Raw genomic sequence first — 18,173 nt, 5'->3', positions numbered from 1 at the left:
GCGCCGGTGACCGACAGGGGGTTGCCGTCGACGTCGGTGTCGTTGGCCAGCACGGCGATGTTGTTGACCGCGGTGTTGATCGGCGTGGAGGCCGTGTCGGCGTTGGCCACCGGGTCGTCGTTGACCGGGGTCACGTCCAGCGTGAGGGTGTTGGGCGCGGCGTCCCAGTCGCCCGAACTGTCTTGCACCGAGAAGGTGAAGGCGGCGTAGCCGTTGCCGTTGGCATTGGCGGCCGGGGTGAAGACCAAGTTGGCCAGGTCGGCCGCGGCGATGACCTGGCCGGCGGTGACGGGGTTGCCGTTCAGGGTGAGGCTGCCGGCGCCGGGCAGGGTGTCGATGCGCACGGCGGCCAAGGTGTCGCCGTCGGTGGCGGTGAAGCCGAAGCTGGCGGCGGAGAAGGCGTGCGAACCGTCTTCGGCCAAGGTGACGGTGGCGTCGGTGCCGGTGGGCGGCGCGTCGTTGTCCACGATGCTGCCGGTGCCGGTGACGGTGCCCACGCTCAAGGGCACGGTCTCGGTGGACTCGGTGCGCGTGTCGGCCGTGGTGGGCACGGTGACGCTGAAGCTGGTCACGCCCGCGGGCACGGTGATGGTGCCGGTGGCGGCGTTGTAGGTCACGCCGTTGGTGAAGCTTGGCGTGCCGAAGTCGCCGGCCGCCGCGCTGCCACCGCCCAGGTTGAAGCTGTGCGTGGTGTCCGTGGCCGAGGGGTTGGTGAGCACGACGTCGAAGACGAGGTCGTTGCCCTCGGTGGCGCTGGGGCTCGACACCGAGGCGATGCTGGACGCGCCGTCGTCGTCCAGGATGCTGCCGGTGCCGCTGACCCCGCCCACGCTCAGCGGCAGGGTTTCGGTCGGTTCGGAGGTGCTGTCCTGCGTGGTGCCGACGGTGACGCTGAAGCTGGTCACGCCCGCCGGCACGGTGATGGTGCCGGTGGCGGCGTTGTAGGTCACGCCGTTGCTGAAGCTCGGGCTGCCATGGTCGGCCGCCACGGCGGTGCCCCCGCCGAGGCTGAAGGCGAAGGTGGTGGCGCTGGTGGACGGGTTGCTCAGCGCCACGTCGAACACCAGATCAGCGCCCTCGGTGGCGCTGGGGCTGCTCACCGAGGCGATGGTTGGCGCGCCGTCGTTGTCCAGCACCGTCGCCGTGCCGGTGCCTTGCGCGATGGTGGCGTTGGTCGGGCTGGTGAGCACCAGGCGGAACGTCTCGCTGCCTTCGGCCAGGTTGTCGTCCGTGAGCGCCACGGTGACGGTTTGCGTCGTCGTGCCCGGGGCGAAGGTGAGCGTGCCGCTGCGCGCGCTGTAGTCGCTGCCGGCCGTGGCCGTGCCGTTGGCGGTGCCGTAGTTGACCGTGACCGTTTGGCCCGTGGCCGAGGACAGGCTGACGGTGAAGGTGACGGTGCCGGCCGCCTCGTTCACGGTCACGTCGTTGACCGACAGCGCCGGGGCGTCGTCGTCGTCCACGATGGTGCCGGTGGCGTTGACGCCCCCGATGCTCAGGGGCACGGTTTCGTTGGCCTCGTCGGCGCTGTCTTGCGTGCTCGGAACGTTCACCGCGAAGCTGGTGACGCCCGGGGGCACGGTGATGGTGCCGGTGGCGGCGTTGTAGGTCACGCCGTTGGTGAACGTGGGCGTGCCGAAGTCGCCCGCGCTGGCCGTGCCACCGCCGAGGCTGAAGGCGTGGGTGGTGGCCACGCTGGAGCTGCCGCTCAGGCTGACCGTGTAGACCAGCGTCGCGCCCTCGGCGGCCGTGGGCGACGAGATGGCGCTCACGGTGGGCGCGTCGTCGTCGTCCAGGATGGTGCCGGTGCCGCTGACGCCGCCCACGCTCAGGGGCAGGGTTTCGTTGGGTTCGTCGGTGGTGTCGGGGGTGGTCGGGACGGTGACGGAGAAGCTGGTGACGCCGGCGGGCACGGTGACGGTGCCGGTGGCCGGGTTGTAGGTGACGCCGTTGCTGAAGGTGGGCGTGCCGAAGTCGCCGGCGTCGGCCGAGCCGCCGCCCAGGGTGAAGGCGTGGGTGGTGGCGACGCTGGAGGCGTTGGTCAGGTTGACGGCGTAGACCAGGGCCGAGCCCTCGGTGGCCGAGGGCGAGGAAACGCTGGCCACGGTGGGGGCGGCGTCGTCGTCCACGATGGTGCCGTCGGCCGACACGCCGCCGATGCTCAGCGGCAGGGTTTCGTTGGGCTCGTCGGTGGTGTCGGGCGTGGTGGGCACGACGACCGAGAAGCTGGTGACGCCGGGCGGCACGGTGACGGTGCCGGTGGCCGGGTTGTAGGTGACGCCGTTGGTGAAGGTCGGCGTGCCGTAGTCGTTGCCGGCGGCCGTGCCGCCGCCGAGGGCGAACGGGTAGCTGGTGGCCACGCTGGAGCCGTTGGTCAGCGTGACCGCGAAGACCAGGTCGCCGCCCTCGGTGGCGCTGGGCGCCGACACCGAGCCGATGCGGGGGGCTTCGTCGTCGTCCAGGATGGTGCCGGTGCCGCTGACGCCGCCCACGCTCAGGGGCAGGGTTTCGTTGGGTTCGTCGGTGGTGTCGGGGGTGGTCGGGACGGTGACGGAGAAGCTGGTGACGCCGGCGGGCACGGTGACGGTGCCGGTGGCCGGGTTGTAGGTGACGCCGTTGCTGAAGGTGGGCGTGCCGAAGTCGCCGGCGTCGGCCGAGCCGCCGCCCAGGGTGAAGGCGTGGGTGGTGGCGACGCTGGAGGCGTTGGTCAGGTTGACGGCGTAGACCAGGGCCGAGCCCTCGGTGGCCGAAGGCGAGGAGACGCTGGCCACGGTGGGGGCGGCGTCGTCGTCCACGATGGTGCCGTCGGCCGACACACCGCCGATGCTCAGCGGCAGGGTTTCGTTGGGTTCGTCGGTGGTGTCGGGCGTGGTGGGCACGACGACCGAGAAGCTGGTGACACCGGGCGGCACGGTGACGGTGCCGGTGGCCGGGTTGTAGGTGACGCCGTTGGTGAAGGTCGGCGTGCCGTAGTCGTTGCCGGCGGCTGTGCCGCCACCCAGGCTGAAGGGCAGGGTGGTGTTGAAGGCCGAGGCGTTGCTCAGCGTGACGCCAAAGACGAGGTCGCTGCCTTCGGTGGCCGTCGGCGGCGTGATCAGCGAGACCGTGGGGACGCTGTCGTTGTCCACGATGACGGCGACGGCGCTGCCCTGCCCGATGGTGGCGTTGCTCGGGCTGCTCAGATTGATGAGCAGGCTTTCGTTGCCCTCGAACACGGTGTCGTTGGTCACCGGCACGCGCACCACGGCGGTGTTGGTGCCGGCCACGATGGTCAAGGTGCCGCTGACCGGGGTGAAGTCGGCGTTGGCCAGGGCGGTGTCGCTCAGCACCTGGTAACTCACGGTCACGTTCTGCGTGGCCAGGGTGCTCAGGGTGATGGTGAAGGTGATGAAGCCGTCGGCCTCGCCCACCTGCACGTCGGCCACGTTGATTTCCGGTTGGGCCTGGGCGGCTTGCTCGGTGCTGGCCACGGTGCTTCCCGACACCCCGGTGCTGCGCACACTGGCCGGGTCGATGGTCTCGGTCACCCGGTCCACGCGCAGGGCCGGGGCGCCGCTGTCGCCGCCGGAGTCACCCGGGGTGCCCGCCGCCGGCACGACGCTGGGGTCCGACTGCGCCAGGCCTTCGATCACCCGGTCCAGGGGCGTGGACGCGGCCGGCTTGCCCGTGGCGGGCGGCTCGGCGGCCAAAAGGTCTTCGGGCCTGGGATCGGCCAACTCGACGATGCCGTCCTGGCTGGTCAAGATCAGGTCGCCGCGCATCACCTTGTCGCCCAGCTTCAGCGGGTGCAACTGGCCGTCGGCGCGCCGGATGAAGGCCTGCCCCTGCAGGTCAACAACGACGGTGTCATGGCTCTTGGTGATGACGGGCATGGTCAGGTCCTGCGGGGGCGGCCGCTGTGCGGCACGGGGTCGTTCAACAACTCAGGCCGAGGGCTCAGCGCTCGCGCAGCGCGTTGCCCTTGACCTTCAAAACGGGTTTGAGCAAGTACGAAAGGATGGTTTTGCTGCCGGTCAGCACGTCCACCTCGGCCGTCATGCCCGGGATGATGGGCAGTTGGTCGCCCAACTTGCTCTTCAGCGTGCGCACGCGCACCACGTAAAAAGCGTTGCCTTTTTCATCGACCACAGTGTCCGGGCTGATGTTCTCGACCGTGGCCTCTAAACCGCCGTAGACCGAGAAGTCGTACGCGGTGAACTTGACCATGGCGGGCTGCCCGGGGTGGATGAAGGCGATGTCGCGGGGGTTGACCTTGGCTTCCAGCACCAGGGCGTCGTCCAGGGCAACCACCTCCACGAGGTCCTTGCCGGGCTGCACGACGCCGCCCACGGTGTTGGCCAGCAGGCGCTGGATGCGGCCGCGCACGGGGCTCTTGATCTGGCTCTTGTCGACCTTGTCGTTCAAGGCCACGGCACTCTCGGTCAGGGCGTTGAGCTTGCCCAGGGAGTCGGCCAGCTCCTTGCGCGCCTCGTTGCGGAAGGCCAGCTCGGTTTCGCTGACCTTGCGCTGGGCCTCGGCCACGGCGGCGCTGACGCGGGCGATTTGGGCGGTGGCCTGCTCGGCGTCGCCGCGGCTGCGGGCGAGGTCGCGCTCGAGCTTGATGATGTCGACCTCGGACACGGCGCCCGAGGCCAGCAGCGGCCGCGTGCGGGTCAGCTCTTGCTGGCTCAGCTCCAGCCCGCGTTCGGCCGCCGCCTTGCGGGCCCGCATTTCGCCCAGTTCCTGCTGGCGCTGCGCCAGCTGCTGCTGGCTGATGGAGACCTGGCCGGCCAACTCGGCGCGCCGGTTTTCGTACAGGCGGCGCTCCTCATCGACGATGCGCTGCTCGTCGGCGTCCTTGGTGCTGGGCGGGCTGAAAGGCGTGCCTTCGGCCAGGGCGCGCAGGCGCGCCAGGCGGGCTTGCAGGGCGAAGCCCATGGCCGCGTTCTCGCGCGCGCCCGAGGTGGCGCGGGTCTCGTCGATCTTCAGCAGCAGCTGATCCTTCTCCACGACGTCGCCCTCGCGCACCAGGATGGCGGTGACCACGCCGCCGTCCAGTGACTGCACGGTTTGCAGGCTGCGCGAGGACACGACCTTGCCGTCGCCCTTGGTGACCTCGTCCACGCGGGCGAAGGCGGCCCACAGCAGCAGCACCGCGACCACGGTGCCCACGGCGCGCACCATCAGGCGCGATCGGGCGCGCTCGCGGGCGTTGATCAGTTCGCGGGCGGCGGCCTCGAAGTCGCGCACGGCGGGCGACACCGGCGGAGGGGGCAGCGCGTAGAAGGCCTGCACCAGGGCGCGGAAGCGGGCCCAGCGGCCGGCGGTTGCCGGTGGCGGCAGCGCGGGCGTCGCCGGATTTGGGGCCGCGACCGGGGTTGGGGCGGGGGTGGGGAGCTCGCTCATGCGCCCGCCTTGGCAATGCGGCCCGCGGCCAGGGCTTCCATGATGCGTTCGCGCGGGCCATCGGCCACGACACGGCCGTTGTCCACCACGATCACGCGTTGCACCAGGGCCAGCATGGAGGTGCGGTGCGTGACCAGCACCACCGTGCGGCCTTGCGCGAACTGCGCCATGCGCTGGGTGATGTGGGCCTCGGTGCTGAAGTCCATGGCGCTGGTGGGCTCGTCCAGCAGCAAGATGGGCGCGTTGTGCACCACCGCGCGGGCGATGCCCACGCACTGGCGCTGGCCCCCCGACAGGGACTCGCCGCGCTCGCCCACCGGCATGTCAAAGCCCCGGGGGTGGCGCTTGACGAAGTCGCTCAGGCCGGCGATGTCGGCGGCCTCCAAGATGGCGTTGTCGGTGGCGTGCGGTTGGCCGAAGGCGATGTTCTCGCGCAGGGTGCCGTGGAACAGCGTGACCTCTTGCGACACGTAGGACAGGTTGCGCCGCACGTCCGACAGGTCGAGCTGGCGCAGGTCGATGCCGTCCAGCAGCACCGAACCCGCCGTGGGCTGGTACAGGCCCATGATGAGCTTCTGCAGCGTGCTCTTGCCCGAGCCCACGCGGCCGATGATGGCCACGTGCTCGCCGGGCTGCAGGGTGAAACTCACCTTGTCCAGCACCTTGTCATCGCGCCCCGGGTAGGCGAAGTCGACGCCGCGGAACTCGATCTGGCCGCTGAGCACCGGGCGGTGCAGGCCCACGCGCTGCGGGTTGCGCTCCTGCGGGTTGGCCATCAGCTGCTCCAGCCCGGCCAGCGCGGTGCGCGCGTTTTGGTACTGCAGCAGCAGGCCCACCACCGAGCCCGCCGGCCCGAGGGCGCGTGAGGCCAGCATGGTGCAGGCGATGAGGCCGCCCATGGTCAGTTCGCGCTGGGCGATGAGGTAGACGCCCACGATGACCAGCACCACCGGCGCCAGCTGCGCCAAGAACTGGGTGCCGTTGGTGGCCTTGGCGGTGAGCTCGCGCATGCGCACTTGGGTGGCGGCCAAAAAGGCGTTGGTGTGCTCCCATCGGGCTTGGATCAGGCCCTCGGCGCCTTGCGTCTTGATGGTCTCCATGCCCGTCAGGGCTTCGATCAAGGTGGCGTTGCGCTGGGCGCTGGCCTTGTAGGTGGTCTGCGACAGGGCCTGCAAGCGTTGCTGCAGCACCCAGCCCAGGGCGAGGGTGGCGCCGCCGATGACGATGACGGGCAGGGCCAACCAGGGCGAAATCCAGACCGTGACCAGCAGGAAGAGCAGGGCGAAGGGCAGGTCGATGAGCGCGGCCACGGTGCCGGCGGCGATGAAGTCGCGCACCTGCTCGAAGCCGCGCAGGTTGCTGGCGAAGGAACCCACGGAGTCGGGTTTGCCCTCCATGCGCATGCCGAGCACGCGCTCCATCAGCACGGCCGACAGGCGCACGTCCACGCGCGCGCTGGCCTCGTCGACAAAGCGGCCGCGCAACAGGCGCATCACCAAGTCGGCCACCAGCATCAGGCCGACGCCGACGGCCAGGGCCCAGAGCGTGTCGAAGGCGAGGTTGGGCACCACGCGGTCGTACACGTTCATGGAAAACAGCGGCAGCGCGAGCGCGAACAGGTTGATCAAGAGCGCGGCCAGCAGCACGTCCTTGTAGAGGCCGCGTTGCTCGAGGATGGCGCCCCAGAACCAGTGCCGCGCCACAGGGTGGGCGCTGTGGTTGTCGAGGTCGGGCTCGGTGGCCGCGCGCTGGTCGAAGCGGAAGTGCGGACGCACGTACAGCACCAAGCCGGTGTAGCGCGCGCTGAGTTCGTCGCGGCTCAAGGTGACCCGTCCGTGCCCGGTCTCGGGCATCAGCACCTCGGCCGACTGGCCGTCTTCGCTCCAGCCCCCCAGCACGCAGGCGCGGTTGCCTTCCAGCAGGAGGATGGCAGGCAGCACCGCGCGGTCGATGTCGTCCAGCGCCATGCGCTGCACGCGGGCCGAGAGGCCGGCCCGGGCAGCAGCGCGTTCGGCCAGCTCCAGGCTCAGGCGGCGGTCGACCAAGGGCAGGCCAGCGGTGAGCGAGGCCCGCGAGGCCGGCAGTCCGTGCACCCGGCACACCTCGACCAGGCAGTCCAGCAGCGGATCGGGCTGGACCAGGTCCTCGCGCACGCGGGGCGCGGCGGTCGTGGGGCTGGGGGCTGGGGTCAAAGCAGGCTGTCCAGCGTGGGCGGCAAGGCGGGGCAGCGGGCCGGGGCGGCGTCGCCGGCGCGCCAGCCGGCGGCGTCCTCGTCCTGGGTTTGTCGGCTCAGGCCCAGCTGCTGCGTCAACTGGCCCATGGCGGCGTGGGTGCGGGCGGTGGCCAGGGCGCGGTCGAATTGGGCGTTGGCCAGCGCGCGCTGGGCGGTGTAGGCCTCGTTCTCGGCGTTCAGCATGTCCAGCAGGCTGCGCTGGCCGATGTCGAACTGCTGGCGGTAGGCCTGGCGGGCGCGCTCGATCGCATCGGTGTTGGCCTGCAGCAGGCCGATCTGGTCGCGCAGCTTGGCCATGTCGTTGTAGGCGATGGCGGTGACTTGGGTCACGTCGCGGCAGGCCTTGTCGCGCAGGTCGCTGGCCTGGCCCAGCAGGGCCGCCTGCTGGCGCACGCGGGCTTGGTCAGCGCCGCCGTCGAACAGGTTCCAGTTCAGCACCACCTCGGCGCCGCTGTCGCCACGGCGGCCTTCCAGGCCGTTGTAGTTGTGGCCGCGACCGGTTCTGGCGCGGAACTCCACGCGCGGTTGCAGCGCGGATTCGCGCGTCTTGACAGCGAACTCCGCCGCTTGCATCGACGCCACGCCGGCGCGGATGGCGGGGTGCTGGCCCACGGCCTGCTGCACGGCGGCGGTGGCCGTGGCGGGCAGTTGGGCGTCCAGCGGGGCCAGGGGCGCCACTTGGCGCGACGGGGCTTCGCCCACCACGCGCTGGTAGCGGGCCACCACGTCGTGCAGGTTCGCGCGCTCGGTGATCAGGTTGGACTCGGCCAGGGCCAGGCGGGCCTGGGCCTGCTCCAGGTCCACGCCGCGGCCGACACCGGCCTTGACGCGGGATTCGATCTTCTGAAGGGCCTTGCGGTGCTCGGCCACGTTCTCATCGGCCAAGGCCACCATGCGGCGCATGCGTTGCACGTCCACCAGGGCACGCACGGCCTCCAGGGCGGTGGTTTCGCTGGCGTCCAGCAGGTCGAAGTAGCGGCCCAGGCGTTCGTGCGAGCTGCGCTCGATGTCGCGCTGCGTGCCCAGGCCGTCCCACAGGACCTGCGTCAGGGTCAGGCTGGCGCCGCTGCGGGCCAGCTTGCTGCTGGGCGCGGCGTCGTAGTTGAAGCGCTCCTGGCCGGCTTCGGCGCGCAGGTCCACGCGTGGGCCCCGCGCGGCGCGGGCGGCGCCCAGGCCTTCCAGCGCGGCCTGGTAGGCGTTCCAGCGGGCCGTGACCTCGGGGCTCGTGGCCAGGGCTTTCTCGGCCACGGCCTTGTAGGCGGCGAGGTCTTGGGACTGGGCGGCGGGCAGCCAGGCCGTCAAGAGCAGGGAGAGCAGCAGCGAGCGGGGGTGCGTCATGGTCGATGCCGGGGGCGGGGTGCGCTGCGGTGCGAATTCATTCGCGCTGCTGGCGGGCACCCGCCGAACCGGGCTGGGGGCGTTGGACTTGAAAAAAAGGGCGCAAGTGCTTGTTGGACAGGCGATTTGGCACCCACCCAGGCGCCAAGCCGCGCGCGCTACGGGACAACCCGCGCATTTTGTGATCAGGGGGGGCCAGAGACCCCCCCTTTCTGAGGGAAGCCTGACACCTTGGGGAGTGACAAAAGTCGCGCGTTGGGATTCTGAAGCGGGGCCGGTGCGCTCGTTGGCCCAAGGGCATTCGGTCAGGGCGCCACGCAGGTGCGGTTTTTGCCGCTGCGTTTGGCCTCGTACAGGGCTTCGTCGGCGCGGTCCAAGGCCTGTTCCAGCGACTCGCCCGGCCGGTACAGGGTGGCCCCGGCCGAGAAAGTGACGAACACGTCTTGGCCTTCGTGCATGAACAGGCTGGCCGACAGCGAGCGCTGCAGGCGGCCCAGCACCTGGGTGGCTTCGTCCAGCGGCGTGGCGGGCAGCACCAGCACGAACTCCTCCCCGCCGTAGCGCGCCACCAGGTCGCCCGGGCGCAGGATGGCTTGGACGCGGCTGGCCAAGTTCTTCAGGGCCTCGTCGCCGGCCGCGTGGCCGAGGGTGTCGTTGAGCTTCTTGAAGTTGTCGATGTCCAACAAGGCCAGGGCCAGGGGCTGGCCGTCGCGGGCCTGCTGGCTTTGCGCGCCGTCGAAGGCGGCGATCAGCCCGCGGCGGTTGGCCACGCGGGTGAGCTGGTCGGTCTGCACCTCGTTGGCCAGGCGCTGCAGCTCGCCCTCCAGGTCTTGCACGCGCTGGCTCAGGGCCTGGGCGCGCTCGTTCTCTTGGTGCAAGCGGTGCTGGGTCTGCTGCACGAGTTCGTGCACGCTGCGGCTTTCCTCCACCATCTCCCGCACCACACCGGTCAGGCTTTCCAGGGTGTCGGCCTGCTCGATGACCTCGGCATAGCGACCCATGTGCTGGCTGAAGCGGTCGGTGTGCTGGCTGAGCTGGCCGATCTCGGCGAGCAGGGTGTGGATCAGGCCCTTGAGGGCGTCGCGGGCCTGGCTGCGCTCTTCGCGCAGGCCACGCTGGCGCTCCCGGGTTGCGGCCAAGCGCTCGGCCACCGAGCGCACGGCGCGTGGGGTCAGCCCTTGGGCCAGGGCGTCGGCCATGACGTGGGCCTGGCCTTGGGCCCAGCTGTCGTCTTCGCTCAGCTCCACGAGGCTGCTGCTCAGCTCCTGGCACAGGCCGCCGAGCTGGGTCAACAACTGCTGGCGGTGCCCCAGGGTGCGGCGGGCCCGTTCGCACAGCGCCGTGACGGCCTGGGCCTGCTCGGCGCTGTCGGGGTGGGCCTGCAAGGCGCTGTGGGCGGCGTCCAGCGCCGTGCTCAGCTCCGTGATGTGGGCCTCGTGCGCCAAGGCCTGCTCCAAGGGGGCCAGGGCCGCCTGCACGGTGCTGTGCAGGGCCTGTCCGGCCTGGGGCCACCGGGAGGAGGTGGCCGCCGGCGCATCGGCCTCGTCCATGGGGGCCAGGGCGATGCGTTCCGATTCGCTCAGTTCTTCCCGCACGGGCGGGCTGTCGTCGTTCTCGAGCTCGTCCAGGAACTGGCTGGGCGTGCCGCCCGGCTCCTCGCTGCGGGTGTCGACGCCGGCCTCGCTGCCGGTGTCGGCGTCCCAGCTTTGCACCAGTTGGCGCAGGCGGCGCACCAGCCGGGCGCTGTCGCCCTTGTTGGCGTTGAGCACGCGCTGCAGCCCGTCTTTCTTGCGGGCCAGGGTCCAGACCTTGCCGCCGCGCTCCAGGCCCCGCACCAGCCGCTCGACGGTGTGCGACCACGCCTCGCCTTGCGCGGCGGGGCCGTCGGCGGCGACCAAGCGCTCGGTCAGGCGCTGCAGTTCGTCCCAATTGGACTGGCGCAGGGCCTGGGCCAGGGTTTGACGCTCGGTCGGATCGCCGACCCAGAGCAGCAGGCGCTGCAGGGCCGGCAGGGCGCGCTCCGGCAGGGCGGTGGTGTCCGCCACGGGCTGGCCGGCCTCGGCGGCTTCGGCCGCGTAGGCCTTCGCGTAGTTGTCGGGCGTGGGCTCCAGCTTGGACACGGCGATGCGCCGCAGCGCTTGCTTGGCCAGTTGGGCGGGGGACATCTCGGGCATCAGGGTCTCGCTGCCAAGGGGCGAGCGGCGTCGCCGCCGCGTTCAAGGGTGCTGGAGGCGATCCACTCGGCCTGGCGCGGCAGCACGGTGGTGGCCAACCAAGTGGGGATCTCGTCGGGGGGCATGGGCTTGGCGAACAAGAAGCCTTGCATCACCCGGCAGCCCAGCCGGTGCAGCACTTCCATTTGTCGGATGGTCTCGACGCCTTCGGCCACCACCCGCAGTCCCAGCGAGCGGGCCAGGGCCAAGATGGCGGTGACGACGGCAGAGCTCTGCGGGGAGCTGCCCAGGTCTTTGACGAAACTGCGGTCGATCTTGAGCTCCGACAGCGGCAGGCTGGTCAGGTAACTGAGCGAGGAGTAGCCGGTGCCGAAGTCGTCGATGGAGATCTTGACGCCGGCCTCGTTGAGCCGCTGCAGCGTGGGGATCACGCTTTCCAAGTCCTTCATCAAGCCGGTCTCGGTGATCTCGAGTTGCAGGCTGCGGTGCGGCACGCCGTGGGCGTTCACGCACTGGTGGATGTGCTCGACCAGGTCGGCCCGCTCGAACAGGCGGTTGGGCAGGTTGACGGCGATGGCCTCGGCGAAGTCGAAGTCCTGGGCCCACACCTGGGCCTGGCGGGCCGCTTCCCCCAAGGCCCAGTCCGACATGGGCACGATGAGCCCGCTCTCTTCGGCCACGGGGATGAACTCGTTGGGCGGCACCAGCTTGCCATCGCGCCGCCAGCGCATCAGCGCTTCCACGCCCACCATGCGGGCCTGGCGCACGTCCACCTTGGGCTGGTAGTACAGCACCAGCTCGTGGCGCTCGATGGCCTTGTGCAGTGCGGATTCCAGCGCCAAGCGGGCCCGGCCCTGGGCGGCCAGCTGGGGGCTGAACTGCGCCGAGGCGTTGCGGCCCTGTTCTTTGACCGTGTACATCGCCATGTCGGCGTTGCGCATCATGTCGGCCACGTTGGCGCCATCGCGGGGGAAGAGCGCGATGCCCACGCTGGCGGTGACGAAGCAATCCTGGCCGCCGACGTACACCGGCTCGCGCAGGGCCTCCAGCATGCGCTGGGCCACGCGCTCGGCGTCGCCGTGTCCTTGCACCTCGGGCAGCAGCGCCACGAACTCGTCGCCGCCCAAGCGGCCCACGGCCTCCAGGCTGCGGTGACCGCGCGTGCCGCCGCCTTCGAGCGCGCCCTCGATCACCTGCTCAGAATGCCGCACGCAGCTGCGCAGCCGGCGCGACACCTCGACCAAGAGCTCATCGCCTGCGGCGTGGCCCAGGGTGTCGTTGACGTTCTTGAAGCGGTCCAGGTCGATCAGCAGCAGCGCCACCTGGTGGCCCAGGCGGCGGGCGGCCTCGATGGCGCGGTCGGTGCGCCAAATGAGCTGGCGCCGGTTGGGCAGCCCCGTGAGGGCGTCGAAGTGGGCCAGTTGGCGGATCCGGTCCTCGGCCTGGCGGCGGTCGGTCACGTCTTGCACCACCCCGCTGAAGCCGCGGCGCGGGCTGCCCTCTTCGAAGGCGTACTCGGGCTCGACCTCCAGGTGCACGATGCGCTGGCGCCCATCGGGCAGGCACAGGGGCACGTCGGTCACGAGGATGCCGCTGTGCGCGTGCAGTTCGCGCATGCGGCGAATGAACAAGCGACGCTCGGCACGGGCCACCAGTTGCACCAAGGCCAACAGACCCGGCGCTTCATCCAGGGGCAAGCCCAGCGCCCGCTGTCCTTCGGCCGAGAGGTTCAGGACCTGCGCCCGGTCGTGCCATTCGAAGCTGCCCATGCGCGCCAGGTCTTGCGCCCGGGCCAGGCGCTCTTTCGAACGGGCCAGTTCCTTGACGGTGCGGGAAGCCCGCAGCAGGTAACGCAGCCGGCCCACGAGCAGGCTCCAGTGGGGGCCTTTGATGAAGAAGTCGTTGGCGCCGACCTGGTAGGCGCGCTCGATCGAGGCCTCGTCGTCCAGCGCGGTGAGCATCAGCACCGGCAGTTGGTCGAGGTCGATGAATTCGCGGATGCGCGCGCAGGTTTCGAAGCCGTCCAGGCCGGGCATGCGGGCGTCGAGCAGCACGGCGTCGGGCTGCTGCACCGCCAACCAATCCAAGGCGGCCTCGCCGCTGTCCACGGTGTCGACCACGAAGCCCCGTTCTTGCAAGGCCGCCTGGGTCAGCAAGCGGGCCACCTCCTCGTCGTCGACGAGCAGCAGGCGGGGCCGTGGGGCGTCGTTCATGGGCGCAACCTAGGACGACACCGGGGCCCGCAAGCCGGGCAGGGCATGGAGGGCCGCTTGGGCGTCGAGCAGGCGCTGGCGCACTTGGGTCAGCGCCTCGGACAGGTCCGCGGCATGGGCATCCCGGCACATCCGCTCCACCGCCTGGCACTGCGCGGCGGCGTCCAGCGCCGCGAGGTGCGCGCAGGCCGACTTGAGGGTGTGGGCCGCGCGGCCCAACCGGGGCAGGTCGGGGCCGATGTCCCACGCCGCGTCCAACTCGGCCAACTGCCGGGCCAGGGTGCGGTCGAAGGCGTCGACGAGCCGTCCCAACAAGCCACGGCTGCCGTCGGGGTCCAGCGCGTGCAGGGTCGACAGGGTGGCGGGGTCCAGGGGGCTCATCGGCGTGGCTGCATCAATCCAGTTGCGCGCCCTTGGCCAATGCGCTGAGCACGGCGTGGTTGATCTCCGCGGGCCCCAGCATCAAGGCCTCGGCCGCGCTGCGGTAGTCGAACATCGACTCGCCTTCGATGGCCTTGGCCATCTCCAGGTAGGGCTGGTACGGGCCGGTCTGGTGCACCAAGGCCTGCACGACGCCCTCGGGGCAGGGGATGGACGCCAAGAGCTTGTCGAAGGGCGTCTTGAGCAGGTGGTCGAGCAGGGAGAACAGGCCGCAGATGAACATTTCGTCGGCGGCCTCGCGGTCGTTCAGGCCCTTGGCCAGCTCTTCCATCAGCAGGCCCCGGCGCAAGGCCGCCCACATCACGGGTCGCATGGTGCTGTCCTTGCAGGCCGTGGCCAGCAGCAGGGCCAGCCAGCGCTTCAAGCGGGCCAGTCCCAGGAGCATCATGGCGTGGCGGAAGGAGGTCACCTCCACCGGCAGGCCGAAGGCGGCGCTGTTCATGTAGCGCAGCAGCTTGAAGGCCAGGCTGGGGTCGCGCTTGAGCGTGGCCTCGAGCTTGTCGGGCGATTCGCCCTTGTCGACCTGCCCGATCAGTTGCATCAGCACCTGCAGGTCGGCGCTCACCTCGACCTTTGGCGATCCCGGAGGTGGCTCGAAGGCGCCGTCGACGGGCAGGCCGAACACGGCTTTGGCGCCGCGCTGAAAGGCTTCGGCGGCTTCGGCGCCGGAACGCACCACGTTGCACCACAGGGGCAGCTGGTTGGGGTCGGTGGCGCCGCGGCGCAGGTCGTCCAGGTCGAGTTCGGCCGCCTTGAAGGCGGCGCGCAGGGGGCCGACCTCGGCGACGCCTTTGAGCAACTGCCCGGGACGCGCTTGCAGCGCCTCGCCGAGGCTGGCGGCCAAAAACGCCGGCACCTCGACGCTCAGGTGGGCGGGCAAGTCCGCCGCCAGCAAGGCGGCGAGCGCGCCCTCGTGGGGCAGGTTGACGATGCCGGGCCGGAACTCGGCCGGGAAGGCATCGCCCACGGCGGCGAGCACGGCGGCGGGCTCGAAGGCCGCATCGGGTTTGAGCGGGATCAGGCTCAGGCGCGTGGCCATGACCTGACGCTGGGCGTCGTACAGCGGGGCGTATCCCAGGGCCACGTGGGCCAAAACAGGGTGCTTCAGACTCATCGCGACGTGGCTCCCGGCTGGCGCATCGGGGCGCCGCGCTGGCGACACCCCATCAGAAGTTCAAGTACTGGAACAAACTGAGTCGTTGCACGGCGGCATACGACCGGAGCGCTGCATCGTAGCCGGTCTGTTGGATCTGGAATCGCGAGATCGCCTCGGTCATGTCGAGGTCCTCGGCGGCGCTGCGCTCGGTCTGGTTGTAGAGCTTCAAGCCCGACAAACGGGTCTCGGTGCCGTCCAGCAAATTGAGGCGCTCGCCGACCAGGCTGCGCACCTCTTGCAGGTTGCCGAAGGACTGATCCAGGTCGCGGATGGCCAGGATATTGCCCTGCTGGATTTGGACGGCGCTGCGGTTGGGCACGCGCAGCTCGCCGACGACGCGGTCGAGCACGTCGAAGATGTTCAGGTCGGCGACCGAGGGCTTGATCTCGAAGCGGTCGCCGTCGGTGACCTTGCCGCTGATCGTGACCGCCATGCCGTCGAAGTTGATGGTCTTGCCGGGCTCGAAGGGGAAGACGGTGGCCACCACGGTGCCGGTGGTCACGTCGGTGATGGTGGCCTGGGACAAGCCCGAGGTTCCGTCGATTTGGATCGTGTAGTCGTGGCCCGTCAGCGCCTGGGGATCGGTGACGCGGCCGGCGTCGATCCAGGTCGTGGCCGGTTGGCCGGTGACCGCGTTGGGCAGCGGCGTGGTGACGAAGCTGCCGTTGCCGCTGCGCGCCTGCTCCCAGGTCAGGCGGCCGTCGACGGTGAGGGCGAAGTCGTCCAGGTTGCCGGTGAGCACCGTGCCGGGCACGCCGTTGAAGCGCACGCCGGTGGCCTCGTCCAGGAAGGGGGGCTGGCTGGCCCCCTGGCCGCTGAAGACGTAGCCACCCGAGCCGTCGGGCCGGTTGGCGATGCCGAGCAGTTGGTCGCGCAGGCCCTCGATCTTGGCGGCCAGGCTGCGGCGCTCGCTGTCGCCGTAGGAGGCGTTGCCCGAGGCCACCAGGGTCTCGCGGATCTGCTGCAGGATCTCGCTGGCGTCGCCGATGGCGGATTCGGCCAGGTTCATGCTGTTGCGGCTGGCCTCCAGCGCGCGCTGGTTGGCGTCCACGCGGCCGATGGCGACCATGGCGCGCTCGATGCGGGCCGCCCCCGTCGGGTCGTCGCTGGCGTCGGCCACCTTCTTGCCCGAGGTGAGCTGGATCTGCGTCTGCTGCAGCTCTTGCTGGCGGCGCTGCAGCTGCGCGATGGTGCTGTTGTAGGTGTTGGCGGTCGAGATGCGCATGGCTCAGGACTCCGGGTCAGCGGACCGACTGCAGCAGTTCGTCGAACACGACCTGAGCAACCTGCAGCATCTTGGCCGAGGCTTGGTAGGCCTGCTGGAACTGCAGCAGCCGGGCGGCTTCTTCGTCGAGGTTGACGCCGGCTTCGCCCGAGCGCGCCGATTCGGCGTCCTCGGCGACCTGCTGGGAGGCTTTGGCCAAGAACTCGGTGCCCTGCACGCGGGCCCCGATGTCGCCCATGGCGGCGGCGTAGGCGTCGTTGAGGGTGGCGCCGGCGGCGATGACGCCCGCGCCCAGATCGCGCTGCCCGACGAAGGCCTCCGACTGCAGGGCCAGGAAGGCCTTGACGTTGCCGTTGTTCTGGGCGGGGAAGGCCGTGGGATTGAGCAGCAGGCTGTCGCCCGGGCGCGGCACGCCAATCAGGTTGAGCGCGAAGCCCTGGGCCACGCCGGTCTCGTTGCCGATGGGCTGGCCCGCGCGCCACACGCTGTTGAAGATGCCGGTTTGGGTGGTCAAGGTGTAGTTGACGCTGCCGTCGGCGTTGACCGCGCCGAACACGATGTCGGCCGGGAAATTGGCCACGTTGAAGTTGGTGCTGTCGACGGCGTAGATGGTGTCGACGCTGGCTGTGCCCGTGTTGGCGACGTTGGTGATGGCGCTGAGCGGGCTGGCTGCGGCCACGCCCTGCGTTTGGTCCAGCACGCGGCGCATGGACACGGCGGCGTTGGCCACCGGCTCGAGGCGGTAGGTGTCGAAGGGGCCCGGCGCTGCGGGGTTGAAATTGATGCGGAAGCCGTCGACCACGTCGCCGTCGGCGACGCTGCGCACCAGGCCGTCGCTCTCGCGCACGAGCAGGTAGCTGCCCACGGCGGCGGGGTCGCCCTTCAACACGTAACTGCTGGCTTGCAGGAAGCCGGGGTCCACGCGGGTGAGCACCACGCCGGAGAGGTAGTTGCCGGCGGCGTCGCGGGCGTTGGTGGTGGCGGGCAGCACGCGGGCGTCGCCCACGGCCAGCATGTCCACGCCGGCGCCCGGTGGCGTGCCGAGGTCCAGGCCCAGGGCCTGCTGCTCGTTCACGCGCATGGTGATGGCCGTGGCCAGTTGGCCCACGTAGTTGCGGGCGTCCTGCAGGTCGTTGTTCTGGAACGAGACCAGGCCGGCGATGGCCCCGCCCGACAGGCTGCTTTCGTCCAAGACGCGGGTGCCGCCGGCCTGTTGCAGCGACACCTGGGCGCGCTGGGCGTCGTAGGGGTCGCCTTCCACCGCCAGGGACTGCGCCTGCACCCCCAGGACCAGCACCTGGCCGCCGCCGATGAACACGCCCACCGAGCCGTCGGAGGCGGGGATGGTGGTCACGCCGATGTACTTGGACAGCTCGGCCACCATCTGGTCGCGCTGGTCGAGCAGGTCGTTGGGCGCGCTGTCGGAGCCGGACAGGCGCGCGATGTCCGCGTTGAGTGCGGCGATCTGTTGGGCGATTTGGTTGACCACGACCACGTTGGCCTTCAACTCCGACACCACGCCCTGCTGAAGGTCCTGCAGTTGCGCGCCGGCACTGGCAAAGCGCGAGGCCATTTCTTTGGCGCGCGACAGCACCACCTGGCGGGCCGAGGGGTCGGCCGGTCGGCTGGCGACGTCCACCATGGCGTTCAAAAACTGGCCGATGCCCTGGCCAAGGCCGGATTCGCCCGGGGGCAGCACCTTTTCCAGGCGCTGCAGGTTGGTCAGCAGGGACTGGTCGGCCGCGGCGGTGGCGCGCGAGCCGTTGGCCTCCCGCGTCAGGAACTGGTTGTAGGAGCGGTTGATCGTGTCGACCTGCACGCCCTTGCCTTGGAAGCCGCCGCCGGTGAACTGCGGGGTGGCGGTTTTGAGCACCACCGTCTGGCGCGAGTAGCCCGGCGTGTTGGCGTTGGCGATGTTGTGGCCGATGGTGTTGATGGCCGCCTGGCTGGCGTTCATCGCCCGCGCGCCCAGGCTCAGCAGCAGTGAGGCTCCCATGGCGAGGTCTCCGTT

10 protein-coding genes are annotated in these 18,173 nt (G+C 70.4%); all 10 read right to left on the bottom strand.

Going from position 1 to position 18,173, the window contains the following annotated elements:
• A partial coding sequence (locus EOD73_RS17910; protein ID WP_205702492.1) for a Calx-beta domain-containing protein occupies window positions 1-3,869 on the bottom strand: 3,869 nt, incomplete at its 3' end.
• Between the two features lie 64 nt (window positions 3,870-3,933).
• Window positions 3,934-5,382 carry an HlyD family type I secretion periplasmic adaptor subunit gene (locus tag EOD73_RS16440; RefSeq protein WP_127684123.1) on the bottom strand — a complete coding sequence of 483 codons (1,449 nt, stop codon included), beginning with the start codon at window positions 5,380-5,382 and terminating at the stop codon, window positions 3,934-3,936.
• Entirely contained in the window at window positions 5,379-7,574 is a 2,196-nt protein-coding gene (locus EOD73_RS16435) for a type I secretion system permease/ATPase (RefSeq protein WP_127684122.1), read from the bottom strand. The genes EOD73_RS16440 and EOD73_RS16435 overlap by 4 nt, the downstream gene beginning before the upstream one ends.
• Window positions 7,571-8,953, bottom strand: a complete 1,383-nt coding sequence (locus tag EOD73_RS16430) for a TolC family outer membrane protein (RefSeq protein ID WP_127684121.1) — start codon at window positions 8,951-8,953, stop codon at window positions 7,571-7,573. The genes EOD73_RS16435 and EOD73_RS16430 overlap by 4 nt, the downstream gene beginning before the upstream one ends.
• A gap of 305 nt (window positions 8,954-9,258) precedes the next feature.
• The gene (locus EOD73_RS16425) at window positions 9,259-11,127 is read right to left on the bottom strand and encodes a GGDEF domain-containing protein (protein WP_127684120.1); all 1,869 of its coding nucleotides are present in this window, start codon (window positions 11,125-11,127) and stop codon (window positions 9,259-9,261) included.
• Window positions 11,127-13,340: a putative bifunctional diguanylate cyclase/phosphodiesterase gene (locus tag EOD73_RS16420; RefSeq protein ID WP_127684119.1), complete on the bottom strand. Its 2,214-nt coding sequence runs from the start codon at window positions 13,338-13,340 to the stop codon at window positions 11,127-11,129. Before EOD73_RS16420 ends, EOD73_RS16425 begins: the two co-directional genes overlap by 1 nt.
• Window positions 13,341-13,349: 9 nt before the next feature.
• The gene (locus EOD73_RS16415) at window positions 13,350-13,721 is read right to left on the bottom strand and encodes an Hpt domain-containing protein (RefSeq protein WP_127684118.1); all 372 of its coding nucleotides are present in this window, start codon (window positions 13,719-13,721) and stop codon (window positions 13,350-13,352) included.
• Window positions 13,722-13,734: 13 nt separating this feature from the next.
• Window positions 13,735-14,895, bottom strand: a complete 1,161-nt coding sequence (locus EOD73_RS16410; protein WP_127684117.1) for an EAL and HDOD domain-containing protein — start codon at window positions 14,893-14,895, stop codon at window positions 13,735-13,737.
• Window positions 14,896-14,947: 52 nt separating this feature from the next.
• A complete protein-coding gene (flgL, locus tag EOD73_RS16405; protein WP_127684116.1) occupies window positions 14,948-16,162 on the bottom strand; it encodes a flagellar hook-associated protein FlgL in 1,215 nt (404 codons plus the stop codon).
• A 16-nt stretch (window positions 16,163-16,178) separates the two neighbouring features.
• A complete protein-coding gene (flgK, locus tag EOD73_RS16400; protein WP_127684115.1) occupies window positions 16,179-18,158 on the bottom strand; it encodes a flagellar hook-associated protein FlgK in 1,980 nt (659 codons plus the stop codon).
• Window positions 18,159-18,173 lie beyond the last annotated feature (15 nt).

This window comes from Inhella crocodyli (assembly GCF_004004565.1).
Classification (GTDB): Bacteria; Pseudomonadota; Gammaproteobacteria; order Burkholderiales; family Burkholderiaceae_C; genus Inhella; species Inhella crocodyli.
This window is presented reverse-complemented; position numbering and strand designations above follow the sequence as displayed.

Excerpts from the sequence above, each read along its gene's own strand:
- EOD73_RS16440 (WP_127684123.1), bottom strand. The coding sequence starts at position 5,382 with ATGAGCGAGCTCCCCACCCCCGCCCCAACCCCGGTCGCGGCCCCAAAT.
- EOD73_RS16430 (WP_127684121.1), bottom strand. The coding sequence starts at position 8,953 with ATGACGCACCCCCGCTCGCTGCTGCTCTCCCTGCTCTTGACGGCCTGG.
- EOD73_RS16425 (WP_127684120.1), bottom strand. The coding sequence starts at position 11,127 with ATGCCCGAGATGTCCCCCGCCCAACTGGCCAAGCAAGCGCTGCGGCGC.
- EOD73_RS16420 (WP_127684119.1), bottom strand. The coding sequence starts at position 13,340 with ATGAACGACGCCCCACGGCCCCGCCTGCTGCTCGTCGACGACGAGGAG.
- EOD73_RS16415 (WP_127684118.1), bottom strand. The coding sequence starts at position 13,721 with ATGAGCCCCCTGGACCCCGCCACCCTGTCGACCCTGCACGCGCTGGAC.
- EOD73_RS16410 (WP_127684117.1), bottom strand. The coding sequence starts at position 14,895 with ATGAGTCTGAAGCACCCTGTTTTGGCCCACGTGGCCCTGGGATACGCC.
- flgL (WP_127684116.1), bottom strand. The coding sequence starts at position 16,162 with ATGCGCATCTCGACCGCCAACACCTACAACAGCACCATCGCGCAGCTG.
- flgK (WP_127684115.1), bottom strand. The coding sequence starts at position 18,158 with ATGGGAGCCTCACTGCTGCTGAGCCTGGGCGCGCGGGCGATGAACGCC.